At 42.7% G+C, this 14,667-nt stretch carries 12 protein-coding genes and 1 other RNA gene; 6 read left to right on the forward strand and 7 right to left on the reverse strand.

The features are described from left to right. Positions 1-111 precede the first annotated feature (111 nt). Genes AAAH86_RS03540 through AAAH86_RS03550 form a run of 3 tightly spaced genes read right to left on the reverse strand, consistent with a single transcriptional unit; the run spans position 112 to position 3,102 of the window. Positions 112-1,659, reverse strand: coding sequence for a hypothetical protein (locus AAAH86_RS03540; protein WP_343486122.1), 1,548 nt, complete (start codon positions 1,657-1,659; stop codon positions 112-114). 1 nt (position 1,660) lies between these two features. Further along, positions 1,661-2,053, reverse strand: coding sequence for an acyl-CoA thioesterase (locus AAAH86_RS03545; protein WP_343486123.1), 393 nt, complete (start codon positions 2,051-2,053; stop codon positions 1,661-1,663). Next, positions 2,053-3,102 (reverse strand): glutaminyl-peptide cyclotransferase, encoded by a 1,050-nt coding sequence (locus AAAH86_RS03550; protein ID WP_343486124.1) that lies wholly within the window; start codon positions 3,100-3,102, stop codon positions 2,053-2,055. The genes AAAH86_RS03545 and AAAH86_RS03550 overlap by 1 nt, the downstream gene beginning before the upstream one ends. An 85-nt stretch (positions 3,103-3,187) precedes the next feature. Here AAAH86_RS03550 and ffs point away from each other — a divergent pair. From ffs to fsa, 3 genes are all read left to right on the forward strand, one after another. Continuing rightward, an RNA gene (ffs, locus tag AAAH86_RS03555) (signal recognition particle sRNA small type) lies at positions 3,188-3,286 on the forward strand. Between the two features lie 163 nt (positions 3,287-3,449). Next, positions 3,450-4,259 carry an SDR family oxidoreductase gene (locus AAAH86_RS03560; protein WP_343486125.1) on the forward strand — a complete coding sequence of 270 codons (810 nt, stop codon included), beginning with the start codon at positions 3,450-3,452 and terminating at the stop codon, positions 4,257-4,259. Positions 4,260-4,289: 30 nt separating this feature from the next. Continuing rightward, positions 4,290-4,946: a fructose-6-phosphate aldolase gene (gene fsa, locus AAAH86_RS03565; RefSeq protein ID WP_343486126.1), complete on the forward strand. Its 657-nt coding sequence runs from the start codon at positions 4,290-4,292 to the stop codon at positions 4,944-4,946. Between the two features lie 17 nt (positions 4,947-4,963). Here the strand turns inward: fsa and AAAH86_RS03570 are convergent, their stop codons facing one another. Further along, entirely contained in the window at positions 4,964-6,343 is a 1,380-nt protein-coding gene (locus AAAH86_RS03570; protein WP_343486127.1) for a transaldolase, read from the reverse strand. A 165-nt stretch (positions 6,344-6,508) separates the two neighbouring features. Between AAAH86_RS03570 and AAAH86_RS03575 the strand changes: the two genes are divergently transcribed. Beyond that, positions 6,509-8,137 carry an ATP-binding cassette domain-containing protein gene (locus AAAH86_RS03575; protein WP_343486128.1) on the forward strand — a complete coding sequence of 543 codons (1,629 nt, stop codon included), beginning with the start codon at positions 6,509-6,511 and terminating at the stop codon, positions 8,135-8,137. 10 nt (positions 8,138-8,147) lie between these two features. Here the strand turns inward: AAAH86_RS03575 and AAAH86_RS03580 are convergent, their stop codons facing one another. Continuing rightward, the gene (locus AAAH86_RS03580; protein WP_343486129.1) at positions 8,148-8,867 is read right to left on the reverse strand and encodes a hypothetical protein; all 720 of its coding nucleotides are present in this window, start codon (positions 8,865-8,867) and stop codon (positions 8,148-8,150) included. A 226-nt stretch (positions 8,868-9,093) separates the two neighbouring features. Here AAAH86_RS03580 and AAAH86_RS03585 point away from each other — a divergent pair, with 226 nt between their 5' ends. After that, complete coding sequence (locus tag AAAH86_RS03585) at positions 9,094-9,669, forward strand: fasciclin domain-containing protein (RefSeq protein ID WP_343486130.1); 576 nt, start codon at positions 9,094-9,096, stop codon at positions 9,667-9,669. 4 nt (positions 9,670-9,673) lie between these two features. On the opposite strand, the gene pheT is transcribed toward AAAH86_RS03585, so the two are convergent. After that, entirely contained in the window at positions 9,674-12,097 is a 2,424-nt protein-coding gene (gene pheT / locus AAAH86_RS03590; protein ID WP_343486131.1) for a phenylalanine--tRNA ligase subunit beta, read from the reverse strand. A gap of 132 nt (positions 12,098-12,229) precedes the next feature. Here pheT and AAAH86_RS03595 point away from each other — a divergent pair, with 132 nt between their 5' ends. Next, positions 12,230-13,456, forward strand: a complete 1,227-nt coding sequence (locus AAAH86_RS03595; RefSeq protein WP_343486132.1) for a TlpA disulfide reductase family protein — start codon at positions 12,230-12,232, stop codon at positions 13,454-13,456. A 36-nt stretch (positions 13,457-13,492) separates the two neighbouring features. Here AAAH86_RS03595 and AAAH86_RS03600 read toward each other — a convergent pair whose 3' ends face one another. Continuing rightward, entirely contained in the window at positions 13,493-14,665 is a 1,173-nt protein-coding gene (locus AAAH86_RS03600; protein ID WP_343486133.1) for a 2-isopropylmalate synthase, read from the reverse strand. Between the last annotated feature and the right edge of the window lie 2 nt (positions 14,666-14,667).

The following is a 14,667-nucleotide window of genomic DNA, read 5'->3' on the forward strand; positions in this document are numbered from 1 at the left end:
TTAGTGATAGCCAGCGAAATACCATTATAGCTTAACCTTAAAAAAACTGTGGTTTTTACACAGTTTTAGGCGATTTGTTAAGGATTTTCTTACTTTCTTGCAAAAAAAAGTCTAGTTATTTGGAAAAAACTCAAAAACACCCAAGTCGGGAGACAGGGTCCGGTCATTGCCAAAAATATCCAAAGGAACTTCTAATGCCGTTTGTACATCACCATTATCAATAGCCTCCGATTCAGTAGTTAAACTGAAATCACCAGCAAAGGGATTTGAGAACCCTGGCCGCCCATTAACTAACAAATTCTCGTACAAAATTGGATTTTCAAAATCGTATAATGGATTTCCGTCAAAAGTGCCGTTTGAATCCTCAAAGCGAATCAGACAATTTTTGAAGTTGAAATCAAATGCTTTTGACCCATTGTCTGCGAGCTGCAGCTCGACGGACCTGTTACCGTAAATGATGCAATTGGCAAAATTCGCACGCTCCAAGTCCATTGATTCGATAGTTGATGCAGTCTCGACAAAATTATCGATGAGCAGGCTAGGGCCACTTCTAAACCCATCGTTCCAATAATTGGCAATGGTGGCGTGTTTAAAATCATAATTTCCACCGAGATTGCAGTACACCGAAATTTCTCCCGCACTGCCAGCCACTAGATTTTGGGCCTCTATACTGGTGTTTCTTCCCCAGAGGTTGACACTGGAGCTGTTTTGTATTTTCGAATTTCGCAACGTTAGGGTAGGGGGTGAAGCTTCTGGACTGCCATCGACCAATACGCCGACTGTGGCATTTTTGATGGTCACATAGTCAAGGGAATTAGCTCTGCTTCCCTCAGCCAACCAAATAGTGCCCCATTGGCCGGGTACTTCTGAAAAATCAGGTTCCAATCGGTCACCCTCAAAAATGATTTCATTTTCTGACAGTTCTTGGTCTTCACTCAATGACCCGTTGGCGTTCAGTGAACCTCCTGAAGTCACGATGATGCCAGAATCTTTGTGAAAATGGATACGTGCGCCCGCATCAATGGTCAGGGCCCTATCTTCAGCGACCGCTGCATAACCATAAACCACGTAGGGCTTTTCGTTGGAGAAATTCAGTTCGGCATCCTCAAGAAAAAAACCTTCGATTCTGATTTCATTTCCCTCTTCATCAAATCCGAGCAGGAGCGTTTCTTTCATACCGTTTGACAAGGTTCTTGGATACAGAAAAACAGCATCTTTGACCAACGTGACCAGCTGCACTTCTTGCCGGGTGGCTTCAGTGCCAAATTGAATGGCATCGGTGTACAAAAATTCATTGTCACCAACTGTGGTAATGCCAAAGGTCGTTTCTATAAAAACAAACAGACTGTCTTTCGCCAAAATGGGAATGTCGCTAAATTCTTTGCCCGGTAGCCCATCCACATTCAATCGGTAGCCACTTTCAAGCCCATTTTTCAGCCCGATAAAAGGGATTTGAACATCGTCACTACTGCTGTTGTAAACCTTTAAGGTATAGGTGCTGCTGCCAATGTTGGTAAATACGGTATCTAAAAAAACGGTGTCTTTTGAAAATTGTAATTGCCCAGAACTCTGCGGATAATCAAAGTCTTTTCTGCACGAGGCCGTGATGACCATGATGAGGCAGGCGGCGACCCATAGGTATGTATAAATGCGATGCATGTTATTCAAATAGACTTGACATGGATTCTGGAATTCTCTTTGGTCTCAGGTCCACTTTATCGACCAGACACCAATCCGTTATTGACCTAACCAAAAGTTGCCCCGTTTTATTGTTTTTGATTTCGACTATTCTTTTTGAAATAGGCCCATGAAAAAGCGCAATATGGGTCGAAACGAGCAAATTATCATTCTCTTGGGCGGCATGATGATAGGTGATATCATGTTTGCGAACAACCCAAAGAAACGCATGGTCAAATTGTTTTTTGCTGACCTTTTGCCAATGTTCCCTTGAAATTTCTTGAATCCATTCGATGTAACGGATATTGTTGACATGGTTGAGCTCGTCAAGGTCTTTGTAGGTAACCGCTATATTTTTGGTAAAGTTGCTGGGCACTATTTTTTCTTAATGGTGACCTCAAAAAGTTTGTCCCAATTCTTTCCTGTCACAAAAAAAGTGCCCCGTTCTTTATTGTAGGCCACACCGTTCAGAACAGAGTTGACATCATCCCAATCGGCACCACCTTTTGAGACATTGTTCTTGAGACCGCCGAAATTGATGACCCCCTCAATGGCACCTGTTGCGGCATCAATAATCATCATGCTTTCTTTTTGGTACACATTGGCATAGATTTTACCATCAACATATTCCAGTTCATTGGCCTTGTTGAAAATTGATTTGTTGGTGACCGTTTCAATAAAGCCTTGCTCTGTCAAGGTATTGGGGTCGAGCATCCATATCTTTTCTGTACCATCACTTTTATAGAGCACTTCACCGTTGTTGCACAGCCCCCAACCTTCTTTGCTCTGGCCATACGTGAAACTTTCGAGTCGGTTCAGATTTGAAGCATCATATACGTACCCGATACCACTTTGCCAAGTAAGATGGTACAGTTTGTCGTTCAAGATGGTGATGCCCTCGCCGAAAACAGAGTTGTCAATTTCAATTTCTTGAAGCACTTCGCCTGTTTCGTAATTAAGTTTTTTGACTTTGGATGCTCCTTTCTTTCCCGTACTTTCATAAAGGGTCTGGCCATTAAACTCAAGCCCTTGTGTATAATCGGATGGATTATGGGGATAGGTGTTCAACACCTCGTAGGTATACACTTGGGGCGGGGTTGCAGCCAATACCTTTATTTTTTTGGTGATTTCTATGGGATTGCCCTCTAGGTCAAAACTGGCGGTAAGTTTTTTGTTGCCCAGGCGTTCTACATCCAACTTGATTTTGTTTCCATCGAGCGGAAGGGTCTTTCCATCAATGGAATAGGTCACATCACCAATTTGCAGGTCTTTTTTATTCTTTAGGGCCACCCCTACAGATTGGTTTTGTTGAAATTGGTTTTTTCGCCCTTCCAATTGAATGTCAAAGAACTTTGAGGGGTCTTTTTCTCCACCGCATCCTAAAAAGAAACCCAACAAAAGTAGGCTGCATATTGATTTCACCATAGTCGTCACCAATTTTATCATATTGATTCCGAAATTAAGAATGTCATGGGATTGCGGCAAATTTAAAAGGTCGTATATTTGCAATTGGCAAGTCCTACACGACCAGCTCCTGCAGAATCCCCCAGGGTGGGAACACAGCAAGGGTATGCGGTCGTAGCGGTGCGATGTAGGTAGCTTGCCTTTTTTTGTGCCCAAAATTGACGCGATAATCGAGATTTATAGTGCTCCGGTGCTTGTGTCTAAATCTAAATTTTGTTTCATTTCGATGCCAAGTAGGTTCGTCTTTGGTGGTTTGCTTTTTAGTCTTTTGAGAACCCTTAATTAATTACTTTCTTTGCGGTGAAACGATGAGCGATAAAGTTGTTCTCATAACGGGCGGTTCTTCAGGTATTGGCAAGGCTATTGGCACCTATCTTTCCCAAAAGGGAATGAAGGTTTATGGTACTGCACGAAACCCTGACCGTTACCCAGAATTCAATGACTTCACCTTGCTGTCGTTGGACGTTACCAAGCCAGAATCAATAGAGAGGGCCGTATCTGAAATCCTCGAGAAAGAAAAACGGCTTGATGTCTTGATAAACAATGCTGGGGTGGGCATTACGGGTCCCATTGAGGAAACTCCCGATGAAGAAATCCTTAAAGCTTTTGACACCAACTTCAATGGCCCGATTCGCGTGATGAAGGCCGTATTGCCGCAAATGCGAAAGCAGGGACAAGGGCTCATCATCAACATCACTTCAATTGCGGGTCACATGGGCTTGCCCTTTCGTGGAATTTATTCTGCGACAAAAGGGGCTTTGGCGTTGGTCACCGAAACCATGCGCATGGAAACCAAAGATTCTGGTGTTCAGGTCACCAATGTGGCACCCGGTGATTTCGCCACCAATATTGCTTCCGGAAGGTACCACGCTCCGATAAAAGAAGATTCTCCTTACCGAACCAACTATCAAAAAGCATTGAATTCGATAAACGATGATGTCGATGCCGGCGAAGACCCTGTCAAGGTTGCCGAAAAGGTATATGCCATTATCAAAAAGAGTCGTCCGAAAGTGAATTATCCCGTGGGTGCATTCACCCAAAAAATATCACTTTTGTTAAAGCGAATTTTGCCCGATAAAGTTTATGAAAAGCTATTGTTGAACCATTATAAGTTGTAGTTTTAAAACACATTCAAAAAACAAGGAAAAATGAAATTTTTTATTGATACCGCAAACTTAGACCAAATCAGGGAAGCCCAGCAATTGGGGGTGTTGGATGGTGTGACCACAAATCCATCGTTAATGGCCAAAGAGGGCATCACGGGTAAGGACAACATCATGAAACATTACGTTGACATCTGTACCATTGTAGATGGCGATGTTTCTGCTGAAGTGGTATCCACAGATTTTGACGGCATTGTGAAAGAAGGTGAAGAATTGGCAGAACTGCACGGCCAAATCGTTGTGAAGGTGCCCATGATCAAAGAAGGTGTAAAAGCGTTGAAGTATTTTTCTGATAACGGCATAAAGACCAACTGTACCTTGGTATTTTCACCGGGCCAGGCCATTTTGGCCGCTAAGGCAGGTGCTACGTATGTATCTCCATTTATAGGTCGTTTGGATGATATTTCCACCGATGGACTCAACCTTATTTCTGAGATTCGCCACATTTATGACAACTATGGTTATGAAACCCAGATTTTGGCAGCTTCCATCAGGCATACCATGCATGTTATCGATTGTGCGAAAATCGGGGCCGATGTCATGACCGGACCGCTCTCAGCTATCGAAGGCCTTTTAAAACATCCCTTGACGGACATTGGGCTCGAAAAGTTCTTGGCTGACTACAAAAAGGGCAATTCGTAAAATAATAGAATACAGAATTAGAAGGAGTGATAAAGATTGGCGAACCCATCGATCACCTCTTTATCTTTCGCGATGACGCATTTGTCAAGGCCATCAATGACGAGGGCATGTTGCATTTCGCCGAACTCATCAGATCGGTATTGTTTTGAGGGGTCTAGCCCGGCTGTCTTCATCATGAGCATCCACTGGTCTTCAGAGGTACGTATGTTGATGCCTACAAATTGATATTCCGAATGTTTGTCTTTTAAATGGGCAACCCTATTGATAATTTTGTTGAAATGCATCTTTTGGGAGCCCGTCCAGAAATAGAAGACCGTTTTTTGGTTTTCAGCGATTTCCTGTAAAGAGATGTTGCGCCCTGCCGTGTCAAGCACTATCAAATTTGGAAGTTCACTGTTCGGTTGCAAGCGTTTGATTCCTTTGTATAGATAGTTGATTTCTTCTTTGTGCTCGTCACTTTTTGAAAGCTTGCAGAACTCATCAATGAATTTTTGGCTTTCATCATTGGTTTGGTGTTCTTTCAACAAGTAATTCATGGCAATGTTTCTAAAGAGTATATCGCGCAACTCTTCTTTTACCACCAAACTATCCACAAGTTTTAGCTTGTGACGATTAAAATGAAGCAAGTTATCGTGCTTGCCAACATGGGTTCCACAATTTTTTTTGCAGGTCATGTAAGCGACATTGCCCAAATGGTACAGCATGAAATCGTAATACGGCTTGAAATAAGCCAGATTCACATTGTTCAAATCAATCTCTGTGCGGTAGTTGTAAAAATTTTCAGAAAGATGTATGGCCTTCTCGCCCGTTCTTTTTTTGTGGTAGAAAGGATATTTTTCTTTGTAGATGAAAGAATTGTAATCAATGGACGCCTTGGCAATCTCAAGCGCTTTTTCTGAAAGATTTCCATCAGCCTTGAGTTCTTCCAAAAGGGTCAATTTATCGTTCCTGAGCGAATCGACCTTTGCCGAAAACACTTCGGGATCTAACTTATAATATTTGTAAATAAGCGGACGCTCATTTTCAAAAGCCAAAAACATTTCAATCAAGAAGTTGTTGATTTCGCTTCCCTCACCTGAAAAAACAAGGGATTCATCAAAATCAACAGTGTTCAAACGAATCAAGACGCTATCGTTGTCCTCTAAGTAGATGTATTGTAGCTCCGGCTTGTGATCAAAGTGGTAGAGGCCCTCTTCTATATTGTTCAGATTGAAAGAAAAGCGATGGTTTTCATCCAACTTGGCAGAGTCGACAACTGCGTCATTTCTATACAATACAACATGGTCGCTGGTTGGATTAACGATTTCTCCGCCGAAATAGACCGCTTGTGGGGCAGTATCATTTTTGCCACATGAAAAGGTAAAAAGTAAAAGTAGTGCGAGTAGTAGTTTTGTCATATGCACCATCCATTCAATCATCAAACAAAGCTAACAATAGCGCAATATCAGACTTGTTAATAGTAGGTTAAATGTTGTGAAACGATTTTTTACGCTGTTTTTTCAGTAAAATTCAATTGGCTGAAGGGGCTATTTTTAGCTATTTTTGCAAAAATTTTAAAAGCTATGCTGTCAGTTTCCAATTTATCTGTCCAATTTGGAAAAAGAGTTTTGTTCGACGAGGTAAATGTATCATTTACCCAAGGTAACTGTTATGGTATCATTGGAGCCAATGGCGCAGGAAAATCAACGTTCTTACGGATTTTATCCGGCCAGATGGATGCCACTTCAGGCCATGTACATCTCGAGCCTGAGAAGCGAATGTCAATTCTTGAGCAAAACCATAATGCTTACGATGATTTCACCACACTCGAAACCGTGGTCATGGGCAATGAGCCATTGTTCAAAATCAAGAAGGAAATTGATGCATTGTACGCCGATTATTCTGATGCAAATGCTGAAAAAATAGGGGAACTACAGGTACAGTTTGAAGAAATGAACGGCTGGAATGCCGAGAGTGATGCCGCCGCCCTTTTGTCCAACTTGGGCATCACAGAAGAGCTGCATTATACCACAATGGCAGATATGGATGCCAAATTGAAGGTACGTGTGCTGCTTGCACAGGCACTTTTTGGCAATCCTGATGTGTTGATCATGGATGAGCCTACCAATGACTTGGACTACTACACCATCAACTGGCTGGAAAGTTTTCTGGCCAACTATGACAATACTGTTATTGTTGTTTCGCACGACCGACATTTTCTTGATGCGGTCTGCACCCATATCGCCGATATTGATTTCGGAAAAATCAACCTCTACTCTGGCAATTACACCTTTTGGTACGAGAGTAGCCAATTGGCCGCAAGACAGCGCGCACAACAGAACAAGAAGGCTGAAGAAAAAGCAAAGGAATTGCAAGAATTCATTCAGCGGTTCAGTGCCAATGTGGCCAAAAGCAAACAAGCGACCTCACGCAAGAAAATGTTGGAAAAACTCAAGGTCGATGACATTAAACCTTCCAGCAGAAGGTATCCTGCCATTATTTTTGAACGCGAGCGCGAGGCGGGTGACCAAATTTTAAATATTGACGCATTGGCAGCGACAACCGATGAAGGAGAGCTGCTTTTTGAAAATGTGAACATCAACCTGGCCAAGGGGGACAAGGTTGCCATCATCTCAAAAGATTCACGGGCATCGACCGCATTCTACGAAATCATCATGGGCAACAAAAAGCCCAGCTCCGGTAGTTTTCAATGGGGGGTGACCACGACACAATCCTATTTGCCCGCTGATAATTCTGAATTCTTCACAAAAGATATCAATTTAGTGGATTGGCTTCGCCAATGGGCAAAAACGGAAGAAGAGCGTGAAGAGGTCTACATTCGAGGATTCTTGGGTAAAATGCTTTTTAGCGGCGAGGAAGCCCTAAAAAAGTGTACTGTGCTTTCGGGTGGAGAAAAGGTTCGCTGTATGCTGAGTCGTATGATGATGCTCAGGGCCAACGTACTGTTGTTGGATGAACCCACAAACCATCTCGATTTAGAGAGTATCACAGCATTCAACAACTCGCTTAAAAACTTTAAGGGCAATGTGTTGTTGACCACCCACGATCATGAATTTGTTCATACCGTAGCGAACAGAATCATTGAGCTGACACCGAGAGGCGTGGTCGACCGTTACCTTAGTTTTGAAGAGTATATGTCTGACAAAGCAATTCGTGAGCAGCGGGAAAAAATGTATGCCCAGCCAGTTTAGCCCGATTAGCTTAAGCGTTGAAATATTTACTTTTCCAGATGGCGGGATTAAAATTTTTCCCCAGTGCAAATCCATAGAAAATAACTACCGAGGCAATACACTTGAACATAAAAAAGTAAATGATCCAAAACTCTGAGGCTGCTCCTGATTTTGAAAATAATCCTGAAGGCACCAGTAAAGTGCAAAAATAACTGATCAAAAGTGTGAACAGGGTCAAGTTGACAATGCTCTTGAAAGGCCAGACCAAAAGTTTCCGTAGTGGATGCAAATCGTTGCCCCATTTATGTATTAGGTAAAAATAGTCGTTACCTATGGGAGCAAAGAGTAATGGGTCATCCTTATCGGCAAGCTTGAAAAGTTTTGATGGCGCCATGACTTTAAAGCCTTTCAATTCGGTGTCGTGAAGCTTTTCCAACGCCTTTATTTTTTCAATGGCCTTTCTCGGTATTTCACCCTTAAAATATTTGGAATCCAAAAAACGAAGTCTGTAGTCGATGCAGATGGTCTTGATTTGCTCGATGTGAAAAATGTTTTCATTATCCAGATGTTCGAAGATAAAATGATTAAAGGGTTCTGAGGATTTTGAACCTGACAAGGTGTTGATGATTCGATCTTCCTTTTTTTGGTCTTCCTCTAGAATTTGTTGCACTTGGGCCAACAAATCCAGATTCCCGTGCTTCTTTTTGGATGTACGCAAACGGGTCTCAATATTCGTCTTTTTCAATAGCATGACAGATAATTTTAGCCTTTTTTCCAAAATTAATCATTTGCACTTTTAAGATACAGGGTGATGCAAAGTACAAAAACGTTAATTTTTTGTTAAATTCTATGAACCGTCAGTTCTCTTAACGTGGCTAATAAGGCAGAAATGTTATCTTGTCGATGTTTTTGTGCATTTCGTCGATAGGGTGGCGGCAAGTGCTTTTTGAAATAATTATTAATACACCTGAACACTTATGAGTTCCCCAAATCTGTTTCCCTACGTTACCTTGGTATTCCTTGCTTTTGTCTCAACTGCACATTCACAAACCCAAAGTCTGGTCGCTGCTCCTGCATCGGTCTATGACCGTGTCAATGTCTTTGCGAATGCGAACAATGATTTTGATGAAAATGTAGATCACCAAACCTTTTTCAAAGTCTTGAAAGCAGCTGAATTGGACTGTTTGTTGAATGAGGAAGAAGCATACACCATATTTGTTCCATCCAACAAAGCCTTCGACAACGTTTCAAGTGCCAAAATGCGTGCACTATTGAATTCAGAAGATCAGATGCAACTGAAATCATTGTTGAAATATCACATCATCAAAGGTAAATGGAGTGCTTCTAAAATTCTAAAGGCCCTTTGCAGAGGAGGCGGAAGAACGACGTTGACCACAGTACAGGGTACCAAAATCAGGGTCTCATTTACAGGCTCGGACATTTTATTGACCGACAACACAGGAAACTCTGCCCGAATTACGGTTGCCGACTTGGAGCAATCCCACGGATTCATTCATCAAATAGACAGGGTCATCTTACCAAGCCGCATCTAGACTTTTAACGAAGCTCTGCCCCGAATTCTTTTTTGAAGGCATCTTGAAGCTTTCCCATGATGGCGTCGATTTTTTTGTCAGTGAGGGTCTTTGATGTATCCAGCAGGGCAAAGCTCAAGGCATACGATTTTTTTCCTTTTGGAAGGTTTTTGCCCGTATAGACATCAAACAGCGAAACTTTTTTCAATAATTTTTTTTCTGTCTTGAGCGCAAGGTCATGTAGGTCTTTGAATTGAACGTTTTCGTCTACCAGTAGGGCCAAATCTCTTTTCACTTCAGGAAATTTGGGAATTTCTGTGAACTTGACCGTTTCCTCTTTGATGGATTTCAAAATGGCTTCCCAATCAAAGTCTGCATAGAATACCTCTGATTCGATATCAAATTCCTTGAGAACAGCATTTTTGATCACCCCAAATTCAACCAGTTGATTGTTGTTCTGTTTCAAGGACAGCCCCTCAGAAAATATTGGGTTAGAAACCGTTTTTTCTTCCAAACTGTTCAGTCCGATACGTTCCAAACAAGTATTGACAATGCCCTTCAAATAGAAAAACCCTGTGGGTTGGGTAGCAGCAGACCATGAATCCTCAGTGACATTGCCCGTTATCCAAAGGCATAGATGTTCGTTTTCTTTAAAGCCTTTTTTGTCATCATTGTAAACCTTTCCAAATTCAAAAAGCTTTAGGTTTTGCTGTTTCCGGTTAAGGTTGTGCACAATGCTTTCCAATCCTGAAGACAACATTGAAGTACGCATGACCGCCAAATCGGCACTTAACGGATTGAGCATTGCCACCTGTGCTACTTCTGTTGCACCACCAATCGCATTTGACCCTTGTGATACCAGGCTATTGGTCATGATCTCATAAAAACTTCTGGACGCCAAAAGGTCGCCCAGTATAGACTGCAGTTTGTGATTTTCAATCTTCGAAGTGACCGCGATTGAAGTGGTAAACTTTTCGTTGAACGTTATTTTGTTGTAGCCGTAGATCCTTAAAATTTCCTCAATGACATCCACCTCACGCAACACATCAGCACGGTAAGAGGGTATGATGAGCCCAAGGCCTGATTCGGTCACGCTGACCACTTTGATCTCAAGAGAGGCCAATATACTTTTGATGCTGTCTTTGGGAATTTCTTCACCGACGAGTTTGTTTACCTTTTCAAAAGTCAAAAAAACCTGAATATCTTCTTTTTTGTTCGGATATACATCAACAAGGTCAGAGCTGATCTCCCCACCGGCAATCTCTTTGATCAACTGCGCGGCCCGTTTTAATGCATAATCGGTGAGATCGATGTCTATACCGCGCTCAAATCGAAATGACGCATCGGTATTGAGCCCATGCCGTTTTGCCGTCTTTCTCACCGAAACGGGATTGAAATAGGCACTCTCTAAAAAGACGGAAGTCGTATTTTCGGTCACCCCTGAATTGATTCCCCCAAAAACGCCGGCGATGCACATGGGTTTTTCACTGTCACAGATCATGAGGTCTTCTTCATCAAGCGTGCGCTCGACGCCATCCAACGTAATGAATTTTGAATCTTTTGCAAGTGTTTTGACAACTACTTGGTTGCCCTTTATTTTGGCTGCATCGAAAGCGTGTAGAGGCTGCCCGAGTTCGTGCATCACATAGTTGGTGACATCCACCACATTGTTGATGGGTGAAAGGCCAATGGCCTTCAAACGATTTTGCAGCCAAAAAGGTGAGTCTTGAACCAAGATATTACTGATGGTCACACCACAGTACCGTGGCGCCAAAGTGTTGTCTTCAACCTCTACATCAATTTTCAATGAGCGATTGTCAACAGAAAAATTACTCGTTGACGGGGTATTTACTTTTTTAAAGACTTCATGTTGTTCAAGGCCGGCTCTCAAATCACGCGCCACCCCAAAATGACTCATGGCATCTGATCGGTTGGGTGTCAATCCGATTTCGAACACTTGGTCAAGTTCTATTTCGAAGATTTCGCTGCATGGCGTTCCCGGCTTGAGGTGTTCATCGAGCACCATGATGCCATCATGGTCATCGCCGAGACCGAGTTCGTCTTCGGCACAGATCATACCATGGCTTTCTTCCCCTCTAATTTTTCCTTTCTTGATTTTCCAGGCTTCGCCTTCGGGTGTGTAAAGTGTTGTTCCAATGGTGGCCACGGGAACTTTCTGGCCCTTTTCAACATTGGGTGCGCCACAGACTATCTGTACGGGGTCGTTTTGGCCAATAGTAACTTTTGTGAGTTTGAGCCGGTCTGCATTGGGGTGTTTCTCGCATTCCAGCACCTCACCGACAACAATGCCATCAAGCCCACCTTTGACGGATTCAAACGATGAGATTCCCTCAACTTCAAGGCCTAAATCTGTGAGTAGCTCTCCTATCTTATGGGCATCCCAATCCAGCTCTATGAACTGTTTCAACCAGTTGTACGAAATCTTCATCAGTTAGTTTTAAAAGTCCGCAAATATAAAACTTTGCCCTGTGACATTCAATGAATGAGTTCAGGATAAAGATTTTATGGATAACGTAAGGAGTGGAACAATTTTTCGATATACTTGAAGAAATATTCACACATGCAAAAAACGTTCTTCTTTATTGTTGTTCTTTCAGTGTTGTTTTCTTGCAAGCAGAAAGGGCAGGACTCTCCAAAACTTGTTGAGGGTGACTGGCTGGGGCAATTACAGGTCTCTGATACTGAGGTGCTACCATTCAATTTCACCCTAAGTTACCTTAATGATACCCCAGTCATTAAAATGTATAATGCGGATGAAGTAATCACTGTGGATGAGATTGAAACCAAAGGGGATTCTATCTTAATTCAAATGCCTGTTTTTGAAGGATATATTGCGGGAATTTTTTCTGCGGATGTGATTACCGGGGATTTCATTAAAGAAAGCCTTAACCGTATTGTTCCTTTTTCTGCAAGGCCAGGAGATTTACCACGATTCAGCACCAATCAGGATGCCTCGGTCGATGTTTCTGGCGTTTGGGAGACCTATTTTGATTACGATACCGATGCTCCTTATGCTGCAAAAGGAATATTTGAGCAAGAGGGAAACAAGGTGATGGGCACCTTCAGGACCAAAACAGGAGATTATCGTTATTTAGAAGGTGTCGTCGAAGGTGATTCTTTAAAACTTTCAACATTTGACGGCGCCCATGCTTTTTTGTTCACCGCCAAAGTTTCTGATAGCACTTTAGAGGGTGCGTTTTACTCGGGCAACCATTCCGTAGAAAAATTTAGGGCCAACCGCAATGCTGACTTTGAACTGCCCGATGCCAATACATTGACCTACCTGAATGAGGGTTATGACTCGTTCGAGTTTTCATTCCCGAATGCTGATGGGCAAATGGTCGGTTTAAAAGATGGGGAATACAAAGACAAGGTAGTATTGGTACAGATCATGGGCACTTGGTGCCCGAACTGTCTGGATGAGACCAAATTTTATGTGGATTATCTGAAGAAGAATCCCAATGAGGATTTGAAAATAGTCGCACTGGCGTTTGAGTATGCCAAAACCGAAGAGAAGGCTTTCGAGGGCATCAAACGTCTGAAGGAAAGAATTGACGTACCTTACCCAATACTGTTGGCCCAGTACGGCACATCGAACAAGATAAAGGCCAACGAGAAGCTACCAGCCTTGAACCATGTGCTGTCGTACCCGACCACGATTTATATCAATAAAGCCGGAAAGGTCAAAAAAATACATACAGGGTTTAACGGCCCGGCCACGGGCGAGAAACATGAAAGTTTCAAAAGAGAATTCCACAAAACAGTTCAAGAGTTGCTGACAGGGTAGGTTTTTCAAAGTTTACTTGGTCAGGGCCTTTACCAACTACGCCAAGCTTTTCAAATCAATATTACTGGTTTCAACAATTTGATGAATGTCTTCATCTACGATTTCCTTTTTCACATCTGCAAATCGCAAGAAGTTCTGGTAGACTTCGTCCAACTGTACCTTGGTCAATTCGTAGCCTACATTCTTGGCCCGATAGGCGAGTGCCGCACGACCACTTCGCGCTGTCAAGACAATTGAAGATTCATTGACACCCACATCAACGGGGTCAATGATTTCATAGGTTTCCCGGTTTTTGATGACACCGTCTTGATGAATGCCAGAGCTATGTGCAAAGGCGTTCGAGCCGACGATGGCCTTATTGGGCTGTACGACCATGCCCATTTTCTCAGAGACCATCCTACTGGTATCAAACAACAATTTGCTATTGATGTTGGTGTCTAAATTCAGGTCAGGGTGCTGCCTCAAGATCATGACCACTTCTTCCAAAGAGGTGTTTCCGGCACGTTCGCCAATGCCGTTGATGGTACATTCAATTTGTCGTGCCCCATTGATGACACCCGCAATCGAGTTTGCGGTGGCAAGCCCTAAATCATTATGGCAATGGCACGATAGCGTGGCTTTTTCGATACCTTTTACATGTTCTTTGAGGTATTTCATTTTTGCACCATATTCTTCTGGTAAACAATATCCGGTAGTATCAGGAATGTTCAAAACGGTCGCACCTGCCTTTATTACGGCCTCACAGACACTGGCCAGGTATGCATTATCGGTACGGCCGGCATCCTCGGCATAAAATTCCACATCGTCAACAAAGTTCTTGGCATAGGTCACGGCCTCGACCGCCCTTTTGAGAATGTCTTCTTGATTTGACTTGAACTTGTGTTTGATATGCGATTCTGAAGTGCCGATGCCCGTGTGGATTCTCGGTCTTTTAGCATCTCTGATAGCTTCCGCGGCGACCTCAATATCCTTTTTTACAGAACGGGTCAACCCACAAACTGTGGCATTTTTGACCAATTGCGATATTTCTTGAACAGATTTAAAGTCACCGGGGCTTGAAATGGGAAATCCAGCTTCAATGACATCAACGCCAAGTTCATCCAACCGTTCGGCAATGATCAATTTTTGCTTGGTATCCAACTTGCAGCCGGGTACTTGTTCGCCATCTCTAAGCGTGGTATCAAAAATTTGTACCTTATCTTTACTCATTA

Origin of the sequence: Allomuricauda sp. d1, from assembly GCF_039592695.1 — a bacterium.
Taxonomy (GTDB): Bacteria; Bacteroidota; Bacteroidia; order Flavobacteriales; family Flavobacteriaceae; genus Flagellimonas_A.

Coding starts and splice junctions, on each gene's coding strand:
- AAAH86_RS03540 (WP_343486122.1), bottom strand. CDS start 1,659: ATGCATCGCATTTATACATACCTATGGGTCGCCGCCTGCCTCATCATG.
- AAAH86_RS03550 (WP_343486124.1), bottom strand. CDS start 3,102: ATGGTGAAATCAATATGCAGCCTACTTTTGTTGGGTTTCTTTTTAGGA.
- AAAH86_RS03560 (WP_343486125.1), top strand. CDS start 3,450: ATGAGCGATAAAGTTGTTCTCATAACGGGCGGTTCTTCAGGTATTGGC.
- fsa (WP_343486126.1), top strand. CDS start 4,290: ATGAAATTTTTTATTGATACCGCAAACTTAGACCAAATCAGGGAAGCC.
- AAAH86_RS03570 (WP_343486127.1), bottom strand. CDS start 6,343: ATGACAAAACTACTACTCGCACTACTTTTACTTTTTACCTTTTCATGT.
- AAAH86_RS03575 (WP_343486128.1), top strand. CDS start 6,509: ATGCTGTCAGTTTCCAATTTATCTGTCCAATTTGGAAAAAGAGTTTTG.
- AAAH86_RS03580 (WP_343486129.1), bottom strand. CDS start 8,867: ATGCTATTGAAAAAGACGAATATTGAGACCCGTTTGCGTACATCCAAA.
- AAAH86_RS03585 (WP_343486130.1), top strand. CDS start 9,094: ATGAGTTCCCCAAATCTGTTTCCCTACGTTACCTTGGTATTCCTTGCT.
- pheT (WP_343486131.1), bottom strand. CDS start 12,097: ATGAAGATTTCGTACAACTGGTTGAAACAGTTCATAGAGCTGGATTGG.
- AAAH86_RS03595 (WP_343486132.1), top strand. CDS start 12,230: ATGCAAAAAACGTTCTTCTTTATTGTTGTTCTTTCAGTGTTGTTTTCT.
- AAAH86_RS03600 (WP_343486133.1), bottom strand. CDS start 14,665: ATGAGTAAAGATAAGGTACAAATTTTTGATACCACGCTTAGAGATGGC.